Source organism: Lactiplantibacillus nangangensis, assembly GCF_005405065.1.
Lineage (GTDB): Bacteria > Bacillota > Bacilli > Lactobacillales > Lactobacillaceae > Lactiplantibacillus > Lactiplantibacillus nangangensis.
Genome location: NZ_BJDI01000004.1, coordinates 173,688 through 190,513, shown reverse-complemented (window position 1 = coordinate 190,513; position 16,826 = coordinate 173,688). Strand labels below are relative to the sequence as shown.

Sequence of the window (16,826 nt, the reverse complement as noted above, 5' to 3'; positions counted from 1 at the left end):
ATAAGGCATAACTAATCTAAGAAAAGAGTCTCGTACATGAAAAAAGCAACGATGGCAACATATATGCCAGTTTTATCTAAAGTGATCGAAAGTACCGAAAAAATGGGTGAAGAACTTAATCCGTCATTTGAAAAATTGCGCAAAGCAGTTGATGACGAGGCAGTTGCCAAAATGGTTCCAGCTGAATTTAATGATATTCAGATGTCATTTGCGGATGGGACGGAACAATATCAAAAAAATGTGGAATTGCTCAAAAAGGCGAGTGTCCCAGCACGGTTGATTGGCCGCCATCGTAACTTGTTGGCTGCTTATGAAGCTTATGCCGCTGCTTGCGCTGCAATGACGGCTAGCTTGAATATTGACGATCAAAGCGTTGATGTTGATGCTTTTAACCAAGCTGAAAAAGATCAAGAAACCGAAATGGCACATGTCTCAAACGATGTTCAACGAATCATGAGCATGGTGATGTAACACAGTTTAATGAAAGACTAATGACTGAGCTTTTTTCAGTGATTAGTCTTTTTTATTTCACGGAAAACTAAGGTCGAACGCGTATAATAATAGTATTAAGAAGTCAAAGATTGGGTGAAAAAATGGATAATCAAATTTTAAAACTGGTGCAACAGGCGCTAGCAAATTTTAAGCCACAACAAATTAAAGCGGTCCTCAGTATGATGGACGAAGGCAACACGGTGCCTTTCATCGCGCGATATCGTAAGGAACGAACTGGCAACTTAGATGAAGTTGAGATTCGTGACATTAAGGATAACTATGACCGTTTAGCCAGCTTGGAAGGCCGTAAAGCGGATGTTATTAAGCTGATTGCGGAACAGCAACAGCTGACGCCAGCGTTGAAGACTGCCATCGAAAAGGCTGATAAGTTGCAAGACGTTGAGGATCTGTATTTACCGTATAAGCAAAAACGGCGCACGAAAGCTACGATTGCCAAAGAAGCTGGCTTGGAACCGTTGGCTGCTTGGCTGTTGCGGTTCCCACAAACGGCGCCTGAACAACAAGCCCAACAATACGTCAACGCGGTTAAGGATGTTCCGGATGCGGCCGCAGCGTTGGCTGGTGCCCATGAAATCTTGGCCGAAGCGTTTGGAGACAATGCGCAGTTGCGTAACTGGATTCGTAATGAAACGCGTAATCGTGGTGAGTTAGTGGTTAAAGCCAAGCCCAAGGCGACCGAACTTGATGAGCAGGGCGTCTATCAACAATATTACGACTTCACGAGTCCTATTAAACAGCTCGTGCCTTACCGGGTGTTGGCGATTAATCGTGGCGAAAAAGAAAAAGTGTTGCGGGTCAACGTTCAGATCGACCAGACGGGAATCGAGCACTACTGTCATTTCCGATTTATTGGTCAACATCAAGGTCCAGCTGTCGCGGTAATTGAAGCCGCCTATCAAGATGCTTATAAACGGTTTATTGGTCCGGCAATCGAACGGGAACTCCGGAATGAATTGTCGGATGCTGCCGCAGCACAAGCCATCAAAGTTTTCGGCGATAATTTGTATCATTTATTGATGCAGGCCCCCCTAAAAGGGCGCGTCGTGCTCGGCTTTGACCCCGCGTATCGAACTGGCTGTAAATTAGCCGTGATGGATGCGAATGGGAAGTTTTTGGATAAGTTAGTCATTTATCCGCATAAACCAGCCAATGCTGAAAAACGGGCGGCCGCCGCGGGCGAATTTAAAGCCTTTTTGGAAAAGTATCACGTTGAAATGATTGCGATTGGGAATGGGACGGCTTCACGTGAATCTGAAGAATTCGTTTCCAATGTCTTGAAGACGATGCAACGCCCTGTTTATTACGTGATCGTCAATGAAGCCGGCGCCTCGGTCTACTCAGCGAGTGCCAACGCGCGGGCCGAGTTCCCTGAATTACACGTTGAACAACGTAGTGCCATTAGTATCGGTCGCCGGTTACAAGACCCGTTAGCTGAATTGATTAAAATTGATCCACAGTCGGTCGGTGTTGGCCAATACCAACACGATGTACCCCAGAAAGATTTAACAGCCCAACTGGATGTCGTGATTGAAACGGCCGTCAACCAAGTTGGCGTTAATTTGAATACGGCGAGTCCCGAATTGTTGACGCATATTTCAGGCCTATCTAAGACCATCGCGCAAAACGTGGTTGCCTACCGCGATGAAAACGGTGAATTCAGTAGTCGCCCACAATTGAAGAAAGTGCCACGCTTAGGACCGAAAGCCTACGAACAATCGGTTGGCTTTTTGCGGATTATCGCCGGTAAAACGATTCTCGATAATACCGATATTCATCCTGAAAGTTATCCAGCCGCCAAGGCACTGTTGAAAGCAGCGGGCTTAGCGTTGACGGATGTCGGGACGCCGAAAGCTCAAAAATTATCGCAATTAGATTTAACGCGATTGGCGGCGGAAACTGAAGTTGGCAAGTTGACCTTGCAAGATATCGTGACGAGTTTACAAAAGCCGGGCCGCGATGTCCGTGACACGATGCCAGCACCATTGCTGCGTCAAGATGTGCTCAAAATGAGTGATTTGAAGCCGGGGATGCAGTTGCAAGGAACGGTGCGTAATGTTGTGGACTTTGGCGCTTTTGTAGATATTGGTGTGAAGCAAGATGGCTTGGTCCACGTTTCCAAATTAACCGATAAATTCTTGAAAGACCCTCGGCAAGCGGTCGCTGTTGGCGATATTGTCACGGTCTGGGTTGAAGAAGTTGATGAACAACGGCAACGGATTGCCTTGACGATGATTGAACCGAAAGTGACGGCCAATGACTGATGGTCAGTTGCAACAATTAGTGGTACAGATTTCGACCCGAGACTTTCACCAGCCATTTCGACATCGGGCGTATTTTAATGCGCGCTTGCGCACGACTGGTGGGCGCTATCAGTTAGAGAGTCACAATATTGATATCAATCCGAAGATGTTGACCGATTTCGACGAGGCCACCCTTGTTGGCGTGATCAAGCATGAACTCTGTCACTATCACCTACATTTGGCGGGTGGCGGTTATCGTCATCGGGACGCGGATTTTAAGCGGTTATTGGCACAGGTCGGTGGTTCGCGGTATGCGCCAGCGCCGAAGAAACGACCCCAGCGGGTTGCACGCTATACGTATCAGTGTCAACGTTGCGGCCTAGTTTATCATCGGCAGCGGCGGATGAATACGCAACGATACACTTGTGGCCGTTGCCGTGGCCCCATCAAGCTGGTTTGAAAAGGTTTGCTTATCTCTTAGGGATTCGATAGAATTAGGCTAACTATTAAGAAATTTGGAGGCTTTAATCGATGGAAACTATCAAAATTGGAATCGTTGGTCTCGGCACAGTCGGCACCGGCGTGGTCAAAATGTTACAAGCCCATCAAGCCAAAATTTCCGAGATTACCGGGCGTAATCTGGAATTGGCTTGTGTGGTCGTCCATAACTTGAAGAAGCATCAACAGACTGATCTGGGGGATGTCCGTTTGACCGACCAAATTGAGACGTTGATCGATGACCCCAAAATTCAGATTATGGTCGAAGTGATGGGCTCAATCCATCCAGCGAAAGAATACATCACCCGTGCCTTGCAAGCAGGCAAGCATGTGGTGACGGCGAATAAGGACTTAATTGCGCAATATGGTCGTGAATTAGTTCAAATCGCCCGTGAAAATCATCGCGACTTGTTCTATGAAGCGAGTGTTGCCGGTGGGATTCCAATTTTACGGACAATCGACAACAGTTTTGCCGCGGATAAGATTCAGCGCGTCATGGGGATCGTCAATGGGACGACCAACTATATCATGACGCAGATGCTGACAAAAAATTGGTCTTACGATCAAGCCCTCAGTTCAGCGCAAGATTTAGGCTTCGCTGAAAGTGATCCCACTAATGATGTTGAAGGCTTGGATGCGGCTTACAAGATGATTATCTTAACGCAATTTGCTTTTGGGATGAGTTTGTCGATGGACCATGTTAAGGTACAGGGCATTACGAATATCAGTCCAGAAGATATTGCGGAAGCGCACCAACTTGGTTACACCATTAAGCTGTTGGGGATTGCCGAAGAAATTGATGATCGAATTGCGGTATCGGTTGGACCAGTCCTCGTTTCTGACCAACACCCCTTAGCGACCGTCCAAAATGAAAATAATGCGGTCATGGTGACGGGGACCGCAGTAGGAGACACGATGTTTTACGGCCCAGGTGCGGGTGAATTACCAACGGCGAATAGTGTTTTGAGTGATATTACGACCGTTGCTAAGAATATTGCCTTAAATACGACTGGTAATACGTTCAACTCTTATCGCCAAGAGACGGTATTGGCGGCCCCAGCGGATGTCGTTTATCCGCATTTCATCGCCTTGAAGATGCGTGATGTCCCTGGGATGATGATGCGGTTGACCGAAATCATGACGGGTGCCAAAGTGTCGTTTAGCCGGATCATTCAAAATCAATTGGGTGATGGCAATGCCCGCGTGGTCATTATTACCCATGCGATGAATGATCAACAACTGGCCGAAATCACAACGGCAATTGTAGGTCAGACGGATATGCATTTATTAGCAAGCTATAAAGTTTTAAAGAACGAGTAGGTGGCAACATGTTAAAAATTTCAGTTCCGGCAACTTCTGCGAATTTAGGGCCAGGTTTTGACTCGATTGGGTTAGCGTTAAACATGCAATTGACGTTAACAGTCCTTGGACCGCGCCAAACGTGGCAAGTCAGCCATCCGTTTGGTGCCAACGTTCCCAGTGATGCGCGCAACTTGATTGTTAAAACGGCGCTGTCATTAGTGCCAAATTTAACCCCACAACGGCTTGAAGTGACTTCAGAGATTCCGTTGGCACGGGGGTTAGGGAGTAGCTCAACGGCAATTGTTGCCGGGTTAGCGTTGGCCAATGAATTGTCAGCAACGCCAATCACGAAACAGGCGTTGCTACTCAAAGCGACCGAGCTAGAAGGTCACCCGGATAATGTGGCGCCGGCGATTTTAGGTGGACTAGCGGTGGCGACCTATGCCGATCAGAGGGTTCAAGCAGTCCAATTGCCTACGCCAGACTTAACGGCAAGTGTCTATGTGCCAAATGAAGAACTGTTAACGTCCGCCAGTCGGCATGCATTGCCTGCTGAACTGCCATACAAGCAAGCGATTGCCGGTAGCAGTATTGGGAATACTTTGGTGGCGGCGTTAGCCATGAAAAATTGGTCACTAGCGTTAGAATTGTTAGAACAAGACCGGTTCCATGAACAGTATCGGGCGAGCTTAGTGCCAGCACTGGCAACCATTCGGACGACAGCACATGCGATGGGCTTAGTCGGGACGTATCTGAGTGGTGCCGGTCCAACCATCGTCACACTTGGCACCCAAACTGACATGTCACAGTTACAAGTTAAACTACAAGCAAACCCTGCCTTAACGGGGAAAACGTTCCTCTTACCAGTCAATACTGAAGGCCTAACCGTGCATAAATCGTAATTAGTCCTTGTCAGACTCACGACATTTTGTTAAAATGGTTTTTGTGAGTTATTGATGCGGCCATGGCGGAATTGGCAGACGCGCAAGATTAAGGATCTTGTGAGGGTTAACCTCATGGAAGTTCGAATCTTCTTGGCCGCACTAAATTATTGAAGCACTACAAACGTTGTTATCTCAGCGATTGTGGTGCTTTTTTGTTAGAGGACAACTATAGATATGGGCAGCAAAATTGGGAGTTATTGCACAATTAGCAGATGTGTCCCAGAAGCAGTGCACTATTTGGATGAATTAGGACTATATTTAGGCTACTCGGCTAATAAAAAAATGATTTTATCTGTCATCACTAGTGAAGTCCTCACTTATTTGGAAGGTGATGCGATGAAGGTTATTGTTCCAAGTTTAGTGATAGATTCTAAATTATTAGGAATTAGAAAATTGTATGCTGAATTGGAATTGAGGGGATTGGAATGAGTCATAAGTTTTCGGAGACCGAGTTTTTGCGGTTGTATGATGAGGATACAAAAAAATATGCGACAGTTGATGAGTCCGATCTTGCTGCAATTAACGAGATGCGTAAAAAATTAGGGCAAAAACCATTAACTATGGCATTGTATCAACAGGTTAAGCAAAGACGCATTATGAAAAAAGAACTTGTGAAGATGAGTTAGTTAACTAAGATGAGAAAGAAATTAGGCTACCGGCTGATTAACTAGGCTAAGTTAAACCGAAATTAATTATTTAAGTCTAAGCTACAATTAAATCACGGACGAAAGATGCTAAAACTAGTGTCTTTTGTCCGTGATTTTTATTACAACATTTATAAGCCACGATACTTACAACCCAACGAACACGAGCATTATAATTAACCTGAATAAATTGTCACTAAACTAACAATCAGTGAGGCGATTCGTATGGTTAACAAACGATGGGGGTTAGTTGGCGGACTGAGCTTGTTACTGGGATTGGGTCTCAGTCAGGCGACGCTTGCAGCAGCTGCAACAACTGATCAGATTATGGGGATTCAAACCATGACTAGTCAGACTTACCGGACAAACAGTCAAACCGGTAAAGGCTACCATATTACAGTATTACCGCAGCATCGGGTGCGACTACGGACTAATTTACATCTCAGTCATCATCAAAATACCGTCTGGACGCGTTCGGAACAAGCTTATATTACGCATAATGGTAAAAAGCAACTATATTATTACGTTAAAAACGCTGCCGGTCAAAGTGGTTGGATCTGGCAAGGGTATTTGACAGCGACTAGTGTCCACTTAGATGTGCCGGTGGTGTCACAACGGCCCGAGTTACCAACGGGTTGCGAAATTACGGCAGTCGATATGATGTTGCAGTACGCCGGGGCGCAAGTCACTAAGCGCCAGCTCGCGGATGAAATGCCTCGCAGTGACGACCCCAATCAGGGCTTTGTTGGTGATCCATACTCTGAATACGGGATTGGCTTATACGTATTTCCTCGCGGCTTATTAACAACGGTCCAACGGCATGTGGGGAGTGCGGTTGACTTAACCGGTATCAGTTTGACGCAACTGAAGGCTCAGCTAAGGCGGAATCATCCCGTCGTTGTCTGGGTCACGAACATTGATGGTTTTGCCAGTCATGCATTGACCGTCACCGGCTATGATACTGATCATATTTACTTTAATGATCCTTGGACTGGGCAAGCCACGCAGCTAACCAACGCTGCCTTTAACCTCGCATGGCAGGGGAATGACTTTCGGGCCCTCAGTTATTAAGAAACAAAATAATAAGTATTAAGAATATCAACTGTTTCATAAATTAGTATTAAAAATACACTAAACTAACACACAAAATCTTAATTAGTGAGTGTGTCACGGCTAGTGTATCAATTTAAAGTCAATGATACCGGCAATCACCATTTAGTGTATTTTGGCACGGAACTTGCATATATATTAGTGAGTGCTAAAAGATTGCGCTTACAGTATCACAATAACTTAGGTTACAGGCTATTTAGAACTTATTTATTCATTTTCCTATGACTGTAACAAAAAAATAGGAGGTACAAAGATGGTAAGCATTATCATTGCTAGTCATGGCGAATTTGCCAAAGGCATTTATCAATCTGGTTCAATGATTTTCGGCGAACAAGAAAACGTTCAACCCGTTACGTTGATGCCTAGCGAAGGCCCTGATGACATTAAGGCTAAGCTGGAAAAAGCCATTGCTTCTTTCGACGATCAAGACCAAGTCTTGTTCTTAGTCGATCTTTGGGGTGGCACACCTTTCAACCAAGTCAATGGCTTGTTTGAAGCACATAAGGACAAATGGGCAATTGTTGCTGGTTTGAACCTACCAATGTTAATTGAAGCCTATGCATCACGGCTCTCAATGGACTCAGCTCATGAAATCGCTACTCATATTATTGAAACGGCGAAGGATGGGGTTAAAGTTCGTCCCGAAGCATTAGCACCTAAGGAAGCCCCTAAAGCGGCGGCTGCTAGTGGCGCCAGTGCTGGTCGTCCCGGCAAGTTCGAATACGTTCTTGCACGGATCGACTCACGTTTGTTACATGGTCAAGTTGCAACGGCCTGGAGCAAGACGGTTAACCCAACTCGGATTATCGTTGTTTCAGATAACGTTGCCAAAGACAATTTACGGACCCAAATGATTATCCAAGCTGCACCAAACGGTGTTAAAGCCCACGTGGTGCCAATTGATCAAATGATCAAATTAGCTAAGGATGACAAACACTTCGGCGGCCAAAAAGCCTTGTTATTATTCGAAACACCACAAGATGCTTTGAAAGCCATCAAGGGTGGCGTGCCGTTGGATACCTTGAACATCGGTTCTATGGCGCATTCCGTTGGTAAAGTTCAACCTAACAAAGTTTTGGCTTTTGATCAAAATGATATCGATACTTACCATGAATTGGAAAAGATGGGCATCAAGATGGATGTTCGTAAAGTTCCTACTGATGGTCAAGATAACCTCGATCACATCATGGATAAAGCTGAAAAGCTGTTGAAAGAACAAGCAAATAGTTAATTAACTATCGGAGAAAAATGGAGGATTAAATCATGAATTTGAACGCGATTCAAATGATTTTAGTCGTATTAGTCGCATTTTTAGCTGGTATGGAAGGTATTTTGGATGAATTCCATTTCCATCAGCCAGTTGTAGCGTGCGCCTTAATCGGCTTAGTTACCGGACAATTAGTCCCATGTATTATTTTAGGTGGTAGTCTTCAAATGATCGCCTTAGGCTGGTCAAACGTTGGTGCCGCTGTTGCCCCTGATGCCGCATTAGCAGCTATTGCATCTGCAATTATTTTAGTTCTTGGTGGTCAAGGCCGTGCCGGAGTTTCATCAGCCATTGCGATTGCCGTTCCTTTGGCCGTTGCTGGTTTGTTACTTACTATCCTTGCACGTACGATTGCTACTTTGATCGTGCACATCATGGACCGTGCTGCTGAAGAAGGTAGCTTTGCTAAAATTGACATGTGGCAAATGATTGCCATTGCAATGCAAGGCTTACGTATCGCTATTCCAGCCGCATTGATCTTAGCTGTTGGTGCTGGTCCCGTTAAAGCAATGTTGAACGCAATGCCTACTTGGTTGACAGATGGTTTGTCAATCGGTGGTGGGATGGTCGTTGCCGTTGGGTATGCCATGGTTATTAACATGATGGCTACTCGTGAAGTATGGCCATTCTTCGTTTTAGGTTTCGTCTTAGCTGCGATTTCTGAATTGACACTTATCGCCTTAGGTGGTATCGGTGTTGCTATGGCCCTCATCTACTTGAACCTTTCTAAAATGGGTGGTTCTGGTAATGGTGGCGGTTCTGGTACCGGTGACCCTGTCGGCGATATCATCGACAAGTATTAGCGAAGGAGGAAAACTAAAATGGCTGATCAAATTAAATTAAGCAAATCAGATCGTGTACATGTTTGGTGGCGTTCAACGTTCCTCCAAGGTTCTTGGAACTATGAACGGATGCAAAACGGTGGTTGGGCTTATTCATTAATCCCAGCTTTGAAAAAGTTATATACGACTAAAGAAGATCGTGCCGCTGCTTTAAAGCGTCACATGGAATTCTTTAACACTCATCCTTACGTGGCTTCACCAATTATTGGTGTTACTATGGCGCTTGAAGAAGAACGTTCTAATGGGGCTCCCATTGACGACGTTACGATTCAAGGGGTTAAAGTTGGGATGATGGGTCCATTGGCCGGTGTTGGTGACCCAGTCTTCTGGTTCACGGCTAAGCCTATTATTGGTGCCTTGGCTGCTTCCCTTGCAATGGGTGGTAGTATCATGGGTCCTATCTTGTACTTCGTTGTCTGGAACGTTATCCGGATGGCATTTATGTGGTACACACAAGAACTTGGCTACAAAGCTGGTTCTGCAATTACTGATGACTTATCAGGTGGTATTTTACAAGACATTACCAAGGGTGCTTCTATCCTAGGGATGTTCATCTTACCAGCCTTGATCGAACGGTGGGTCAATGTTGACTTCAGTCCGGTTAAAGTTTCATCAATCAAGCAAGCTAAAGGTGCTTACATTGACTGGAACAGTCTTCCAGCCGGTGCTAAGGGTGTCAAGGAAGCTTTAGTACAACAAAAAGCTGGTTTATCATTGGACAAGTACAAGGTTACGACCTTGCAAGATAACTTGAATCAATTAATTCCAGGTTTAGCAGCCTTGATCATTACTTTCCTTTGCATGTGGTTATTAAAGAAGAAAGTTTCACCAATTATCATCATCTTCGGTTTATTCGCCTTTGGTGTTATCATGCACGTTCTTGGTGTTATGTAGAGATGATTTGATTCAATCTGAGTCGTTGACTTAGGTCTTAAGAGATGGACTCATCTGAGTTCATCTCTTTTTGTCAAAACGGGGCTTTGCGAAAAAAGCGTCGGCGCCGTATAATCGGTGTTATCAAGAGAAAGAAATGGAGACATTTAAATGGTTCAATCGCTTAATACCAAGGTTGATATGGTTGTTGACGGTAATTCGCATTTAGGCTTAACTGATTATGGCAAAATCATGATTGGTGATCATGGGTTTGAATTTTACGATAACCGGAATGCTAAAAACTACATCCAGATTCCTTGGAAGGAAGTTGACGTGGTCATCGTGTCGGTCATGTTTAAGGGCCGTTGGATTCCACGGTATGGTTTTCGGACAAAGAAGAATGGGACTTACACGTTCTCCTCTAAGCAACCTCGAAAAGTGTTGCGAGAAGTTCGTAAATACATCAAACCGGATCATATTGTCCGCTCTTTGACGTTCTTTGACGTGTTGAAGCGCGCCTTCAAGGGTAAAAATCAGAATAGTTATTTGAAATAAGCTCAGTTTCACGGAAAAGGCGACCTTAATTGGTAGCCTTTTTTTAATGACTGGATTAGCTTGAGAATATTCGTAGTGTATTGATACACTTATGTGGTAAGATGAGACATAATTAAGCGTTTTACATGACGTAACGACTGCATTTCAAAGGAGTGGCTCGGTTGACTAGAAAAGCACGAATATTTGAGTTTGTTCGCCAGCACTGTGATGCTACAGGCTTGACGACGGAAATGGTGGCTCAGGCTTTGGCTTTGGCGCGCTCGAATGTTAGTAAAGAATTGAATGCTTTAGTCCGCGAGGGACAATTGGCGAAGCTCACTGGCAGGCCGGTGCGCTATACCAAGCCAGACTTGGTTTCAGAGTCAACTACGGCTAAGACTGTCAAGCCGACGCGGGCAAAATCGACAGTGACCCGTCCAACGACTCATCAAGCGGCTGCTGGGACGGCAACTGCGGCCAGTATCGCGGCAACGACGGATATTTTTGAAAGTATGATTGGAGCTCATGAAAGTCTCCAAAATCAAGTCGAACAAGCCAAAGCGGCAATTTTGTATCCACCACGGGGGCTAAACACCTTGGTGATTGGACCGACTGGTTCTGGGAAGACTTATTTTGCCAATACGATGTATCAATTTGCGGAGACCCAAGGTGTTTTGACGAACCCGCAAGGCTTGATTACTTTTAACTGTGCGGATTATGCGCATAACCCTGAATTATTGATGTCCCACTTATTTGGTTATATTAAAGGGTCGTTTACGGGCGCTAATGAAGACAAGGATGGTTTGATTCAAGAAGCGGATGGCGGGATGCTCTTCTTAGATGAAGTTCACCGGTTGCCACCAGAAGGTCAGGAAATGATTTTCTATTTCATGGATCATGGGACGTATTCTCGTTTAGGCGAAACGGCCAAGAATCATCACGCTAATGTGCGGTTAGTTTGTGCGACGACCGAAGATCCCAAGAGTTCGCTGTTACAGACTTTTGTGCGGCGGATTCCAATTACGATTCAGTTGCCAGCCTTCAATCAACGCTCAGCCAAAGAACGGTTGGCCTTATTAAAGGCATTGTTATCTTTGGAAGCGGCGCGGATCAATAAACAAATTCGGCTGACTGAAGATGTCGTGCAAGCGTTGCTCGGATCGGTGACTTATGGGAACGTTGGTCAATTGAAGTCAAATATTCAGTTAGTTTGTGCTCAAGGCTTTGTGAATAGTATTGAAAATGATACCGAAATCAACATTACCATGGATGATCTCCCTCAAAATATTCGCAGTGGGCTCATGACAGTCGCTTCTAATCGGCATGAACTGGGCGCAATTTCTGAGTTGTTAGACCCAATTTTAGTAGTCAAACCCAATGATGGGCCGGTGCCTTTACGCAATAAGAATGATAATTATGAATTACCTTATAATTTATATGAGATTATTGGGGATAAGGCGTCATTGTTGCGGCGCGAAGGCCTGGATAAAGAACATATCAATCGGTTTATTACGACGGATATTAATCTCCATTTGAAGTCATTTTACAAGCAGACTCAAATGAATACGTCGCCCGAAAATAAATTGGCTGAAATTGTGGATCAAGATGTGATCGACTTCACCAAAATGGCGCAAACGACGATTCAACAGTTACTTGGCTATAATTTCAAGGATAATTTTATTTATGCGGTGAGCTTGCATATCAGTTCGTTCATCAAGCGCATTCAAGCGGGTAAACCGATGCGGCAAATGAGCGCCGATATGTTGGCAATGGTTAAAGAATATCCGGCCGAAATTAAAGCGGCACGGGTATTGAAGCAGGAGCTTGATGAACGCTATCATTTACCGATTCCAGAATCAGAAGTGTATTATTTAGCTATTTTATTGATTTCATTGAAGTCGATGCAATTAGACGGTAAAGTTGGTGTCTTTGTGGCGGCCCATGGGATGAGTACTGCGTCGTCTATGACCCAGGTGGTTGGGCAGTTGCTGGATGATTATGATGCTGCGGCGTTTGACATGCCACTCGACATGGACCCAGAAGTGGCTTACGGTCACATTAAGGAACAGATTCAAAACTTGGATGCCGGTAATGGCGTCTTGATGCTCGTGGACATGGGGTCGTTGACGACCTTTGGTAAACGGATTGAAAAGGAAACTGGGATTGCGATTCGCACGATTGATATGGTCACAACACCGGTCGTTTTGGAAGCGGTTCGGAAGTCGGGATTGATCGATAGCGACCTTGAAACGATTTATCGTGAACTGGTCGGGTTCAAGGGTTACTCACGAATTTCGCGCAACTTGCCGACTGAAAAGCAACCGGAAACCGTTACGCCAAGTGACACAACGACACCAGATGCCAATCATCGTGCGATTATTGCCATCTGCGCGACGGGTGTTGGGACGGCGGAACGCATTAAAACGATTCTCGATAGTCTGTTAGCCCAAAACTTTATTGAGGGTATTACGGTCTTTCCAATTTCGGTCGTGAATATGTCGGCGCGGTTGGCACAAATTGGGCGTCACTATCAGATTATTGCCGCGACTGGGATTGCGAAGCCTAAGCTGGACGTTCCGTTTATTTCGTTGGAAGAATTACTACAAGGCGGTGGTGAAAAGTTCATCGATCAACTCGCGATGGGGCTAAATGCGCCGCAAAGTAAGTTGACGGATGTACAAGCATTGACGCCAGAGTTATGTGAAAAGTATCTTGGTGATTATTTTACCTTCTTAAATCCGCGAAAACTGACCTCGATTTTGTGGCAGTATAGCGAGACCATTAATCAAAGCATGCCAGAATCGATGCCGAATGCGTTTCGAATCGATCTGATCATGCATTTAGCCGGCGCGTTGGAACGTACGGCAATTAAGGATCAAATCACGGCCCCAACGGAAGAATTACCGACGATGACGAGTTCCAAATGGTATCCAATCGTGCAGCAAGCGAACCAACAATTAACGGATCAATTACAATTATCATTTTCAGAAGCGGAAAATTATTATATTGTGCAATTATTAGAGACACATCAAGCCAAATTGGCTTAACTTGATACACTAGTTGGCATGCTTTTTGCATGTATCTAGATGGATAGATTATTTAAGTGAAAAAGGGGAGGCTATTTTAGATGCTAGCGTTTGTCGTTGTAAGTCACGGTGAATTTGCCAACGGGGTTGTCAATTCATCCTACATGATTTTTGGACCACAGGAAAAAGTCCAAACGGTGACGTTCAAACTGGACGAGGGACCGGAAGATTTAACCAAGAAGCTCGACGCCGCCATTGCGACTTTCGATGCTGATGATCAAGTGCTATTTTTAGTTGATTTATGGGGTGGGTCACCATTCAATGCGGCCAGCCGAATCGTTGCAGAACATACGGATCGGATGGGTTTGATCACGGGGCTTAATTTGCCAATGTTGATTGAGGCTTATACGGTACGGGATAAGCCAATCGATGAAGTCATTGCGCATTTGGAAGAAACTGGCAAAATTGGCATCAAGCATTTGGAATTACTGCAAGATGGCGAGGAAGATGACTTACTATGACGATGACGGTCCGGTTAGCACGGATTGATAGTCGCCTGTTGCATGGTCAGGTGGCGACGGTTTGGACCAAAACGGTCGCACCTAATCGAATTTTGGTGGTTTCTGATACAGTTGCGCAGGATGAACTGCGTAAAATGTTGATCGTTCAGGCGGCGCCACCTGGTGTTCGGGCGAATGTGATCACCGTGGAAAAAATGATTCAGATTTATCATGAGCCATTATTTGATGAGGTCAAACCACTGATTCTCACCGATACACCACAAAATATGGCGCGGTTAGTCGCTGGTGGGCTCGACTTTACCCAGACGGGTATTGATATTGGCAGCTTAGCTTATTCGGCTGGCATGGTGATGGTGACTAATGCCATCGCGGTCGGGCCGAGCGAAGCGGCCGCTCTGTATCAGTTGCAGGCAGCTGGATTAGCGATTTTTGCGCAAAAGGTACCGACGGATAAACGGGTGGATGTCATGCCGTTACTAGCGAAAAATGGGTTTAAAGCCGAGGCTAAATAAAGCTTATCGTGTAAGTACTGTCGATTTTATGGCAGTACTTTTTTAGATAGTGTGAGGTTGTCGCTTCCGGTCGTTGTTGATAACATGCGGCCGAGGGACCGGGTCAAGCCTGAGGAACGTCTTGACCCTCGCCCGGAAGCCTTGCCTAAACCGCAAGTCTCCCGGCCGGTCCGTGGTGTAAGCCCGGAAAATCGCCGGTCAAACGCCACCCACACGGCCGATGTTATCAATAACAACCTCCAGCTAGTCAACTGTTTTGAGTGATTAGTCAGTCAAAATTGATGTGCTGTGTTGGCAAGATTAGTTGGCTTGGGGGGCAAGAGCGTACTGCGACGGCAAATCATTTCAAGCCACGATAGTGTAAAATTCTTATGATAATTCTGGATAAGGGCGTACCCGTACCTAAGATTTGATGAGAACTGTTTGTCGGATGGATCTGACAGCGCGTTGCTTTGCCTGATAAAGTTATTTATCGAACCAAGCACGGTAACGAATGGGCATTTTATGGCGCTTCTCTAAGGATTTGACTAAATTTCAAACGCAAACTTTGACCTGACGCGTTTTATTGATAAAATTAAACCAATGAACATAATTATATTGCGTCGGAAAGTACGGGGGTCAGCACATGGCAATCTATAGTAAAATCACCGCCGCTGGGCAATATGTCCCACAGCGTGTGGTCACCAATGATGAATTAGCAACAATTATGGAAACATCTGATGAATGGATTCAAGCGCACACGGGTATCGTGACGCGGCATTTTGCCATGGACGATGAAAACACCTCAGCCTTAGCGACTCAGGTTGCCCAACAACTATTGACTAAGAGTGGTTTAGCGGCTAGTGCCATTGACTTGATCATTGTGACGACGATCACGCCGGATGCACTGACACCAGCCACGGCTTGTTTAGTTCAGGCCAACATTGGCGCTGATAATGCGTTTGCCTTTGATATGAGTGCCGCTTGTGCGGGATTCACCTTTGGCCTGTCGACTGCTGACAAATTTATTCGCAGTGGACAGTATCAAAATGTGATGGTCATTAGTGCAGAAGTGAACTCTAAGATGATGGATTTCAAAGACCGTACAGCGGCGGTTTTCTTTGGTGACGGGGCTGGTGGTGTTTTGTTACAACCGACCACTGAACCAGCTGAAAATAGTATTTTAGCCGAAAAATTACAGACACAAGGGAATGCGACCGTGATTCATTCTGGTCGGGTTCAGCCAATTACGGCAATCAGCGCTTCGAATTATCCACAAACGGATGCATTTTACCAAGCTGGTCGTGAAGTTTTCAAATTTGCGACAACTGTTGTGCCAACGCAAATGACGACTTTGCTGCAAACGGCCCAGGTGACGCCGAAAGACCTTCAATATGTGATCTGTCACCAAGCCAACTTACGCATCATTGAACAGATTGCAGCCAAGTTAGACTTACCGATGGCTAAATTTCCACATAATGTCCAAAAATTTGGCAATACGTCATCAGCGGGCGTGGCAATGGCGTTGGCCTCAGTGTTTGACCAGTTAACTGGCCCCGTTTTATTGACGGCATTTGGTGGTGGGCTCGCTTACGGCTCGATTTTAATTCAGAAATAGAGGGAACGACGATGGATTTAAAAGATTTGGATCGTTTAGTTGAAAAATATGACCGCCAAGGCTATCAGCAAATTCGGGTTAAAGCCGGCGACTTGGAAATTGAAGTTTCCCGGCAAGCGTCCGTTGCTGAAGTGCCGGCAAAGTTGGCTGTTTCTCAGACTGCTCCCGCAGATGAGGCGCAATCGATCACGAGTCCAATGGTGGGTGTCATGCATTTGTCGCCCGATTTAAGTGTCGGCCAAACGGTTACTAAAGGGCAGGAACTCGGCCAAATTGAAAGCATGAAATTATTTAATCCATTAGTTTGTCCACAAGCAGGCATACTTACGGCAATTTTAGTTGAAGATGGTGCGGCAGTTGAATTTGGACAATCATTATTTAAAATGCGAGAGGATCGGTAGGA

The 16,826-nt window shown here is 45.3% G+C and carries 17 protein-coding genes and 1 tRNA gene; all 18 read left to right on the top strand.

The genetic code is table 11. From position 1 onward, the window contains the following. Positions 1 to 36 precede the first annotated feature (36 nt). The 18 genes from FFM70_RS05755 to FFM70_RS05670 all read left to right on the top strand — a co-directional run bounded on the left by FFM70_RS05755 (position 37) and on the right by FFM70_RS05670 (position 16,824). Entirely contained in the window at positions 37 to 471 is a 435-nt protein-coding gene (locus FFM70_RS05755) for a hypothetical protein (RefSeq protein WP_137615895.1), read from the top strand. A gap of 122 nt (positions 472 to 593) precedes the next feature. Continuing rightward, the gene (locus FFM70_RS05750) at positions 594 to 2,774 is read left to right on the top strand and encodes a Tex family protein (protein ID WP_137615894.1); all 2,181 of its coding nucleotides are present in this window, start codon (positions 594 to 596) and stop codon (positions 2,772 to 2,774) included. Then, positions 2,767 to 3,213 (top strand): SprT family protein, encoded by a 447-nt coding sequence (locus FFM70_RS05745; protein WP_137615893.1) that lies wholly within the window; start codon positions 2,767 to 2,769, stop codon positions 3,211 to 3,213. Before FFM70_RS05750 ends, FFM70_RS05745 begins: the two co-directional genes overlap by 8 nt. Before the next feature lie 71 nt (positions 3,214 to 3,284). After that, positions 3,285 to 4,571, top strand: a complete 1,287-nt coding sequence (locus tag FFM70_RS05740) for a homoserine dehydrogenase (RefSeq protein WP_137615892.1) — start codon at positions 3,285 to 3,287, stop codon at positions 4,569 to 4,571. A gap of 8 nt (positions 4,572 to 4,579) precedes the next feature. Continuing rightward, positions 4,580 to 5,455: a homoserine kinase gene (gene thrB, locus FFM70_RS05735; protein ID WP_137615891.1), complete on the top strand. Its 876-nt coding sequence runs from the start codon at positions 4,580 to 4,582 to the stop codon at positions 5,453 to 5,455. A 56-nt stretch (positions 5,456 to 5,511) separates the two neighbouring features. Beyond that, positions 5,512 to 5,596: transfer RNA gene (locus tag FFM70_RS05730), tRNA-Leu, on the top strand. A 138-nt stretch (positions 5,597 to 5,734) separates the two neighbouring features. Then, the gene (locus FFM70_RS05725; RefSeq protein ID WP_137615890.1) at positions 5,735 to 5,926 is read left to right on the top strand and encodes a hypothetical protein; all 192 of its coding nucleotides are present in this window, start codon (positions 5,735 to 5,737) and stop codon (positions 5,924 to 5,926) included. After that, on the top strand, positions 5,923 to 6,123 hold the full coding sequence (locus FFM70_RS05720) for a hypothetical protein (protein WP_137615889.1): 201 nt from the start codon (positions 5,923 to 5,925) through the stop codon (positions 6,121 to 6,123). Before FFM70_RS05725 ends, FFM70_RS05720 begins: the two co-directional genes overlap by 4 nt. 243 nt (positions 6,124 to 6,366) lie before the next feature. Beyond that, positions 6,367 to 7,212, top strand: coding sequence for a C39 family peptidase (locus FFM70_RS05715; RefSeq protein WP_137615888.1), 846 nt, complete (start codon positions 6,367 to 6,369; stop codon positions 7,210 to 7,212). Between the two features lie 292 nt (positions 7,213 to 7,504). Then, positions 7,505 to 8,482 (top strand): mannose/fructose/sorbose PTS transporter subunit IIA, encoded by a 978-nt coding sequence (locus FFM70_RS05710; protein ID WP_137615887.1) that lies wholly within the window; start codon positions 7,505 to 7,507, stop codon positions 8,480 to 8,482. Positions 8,483 to 8,514: 32 nt separating this feature from the next. Beyond that, positions 8,515 to 9,321 carry a PTS mannose/fructose/sorbose transporter subunit IIC gene (locus FFM70_RS05705; protein WP_137615886.1) on the top strand — a complete coding sequence of 269 codons (807 nt, stop codon included), beginning with the start codon at positions 8,515 to 8,517 and terminating at the stop codon, positions 9,319 to 9,321. Between the two features lie 18 nt (positions 9,322 to 9,339). Beyond that, positions 9,340 to 10,254, top strand: coding sequence for a PTS system mannose/fructose/sorbose family transporter subunit IID (locus FFM70_RS05700; RefSeq protein ID WP_137615885.1), 915 nt, complete (start codon positions 9,340 to 9,342; stop codon positions 10,252 to 10,254). A gap of 150 nt (positions 10,255 to 10,404) precedes the next feature. Then, complete coding sequence (locus tag FFM70_RS05695; RefSeq protein WP_137615884.1) at positions 10,405 to 10,788, top strand: DUF956 family protein; 384 nt, start codon at positions 10,405 to 10,407, stop codon at positions 10,786 to 10,788. A 161-nt stretch (positions 10,789 to 10,949) separates the two neighbouring features. Continuing rightward, positions 10,950 to 13,814, top strand: a complete 2,865-nt coding sequence (locus FFM70_RS05690; protein WP_137615883.1) for a sigma-54-dependent transcriptional regulator — start codon at positions 10,950 to 10,952, stop codon at positions 13,812 to 13,814. An 80-nt stretch (positions 13,815 to 13,894) separates the two neighbouring features. Then, positions 13,895 to 14,314, top strand: coding sequence for a PTS sugar transporter subunit IIA (locus tag FFM70_RS05685; RefSeq protein ID WP_137615882.1), 420 nt, complete (start codon positions 13,895 to 13,897; stop codon positions 14,312 to 14,314). Continuing rightward, positions 14,311 to 14,826, top strand: coding sequence for a PTS sugar transporter subunit IIB (locus tag FFM70_RS05680; RefSeq protein ID WP_137615881.1), 516 nt, complete (start codon positions 14,311 to 14,313; stop codon positions 14,824 to 14,826). Before FFM70_RS05685 ends, FFM70_RS05680 begins: the two co-directional genes overlap by 4 nt. A gap of 625 nt (positions 14,827 to 15,451) precedes the next feature. Beyond that, the gene (locus tag FFM70_RS05675; RefSeq protein WP_137615880.1) at positions 15,452 to 16,423 is read left to right on the top strand and encodes a beta-ketoacyl-ACP synthase III; all 972 of its coding nucleotides are present in this window, start codon (positions 15,452 to 15,454) and stop codon (positions 16,421 to 16,423) included. An 11-nt stretch (positions 16,424 to 16,434) separates the two neighbouring features. Beyond that, positions 16,435 to 16,824: an acetyl-CoA carboxylase biotin carboxyl carrier protein gene (locus FFM70_RS05670; RefSeq protein ID WP_137615879.1), complete on the top strand. Its 390-nt coding sequence runs from the start codon at positions 16,435 to 16,437 to the stop codon at positions 16,822 to 16,824. Positions 16,825 to 16,826: the final 2 nt, after the last annotated feature.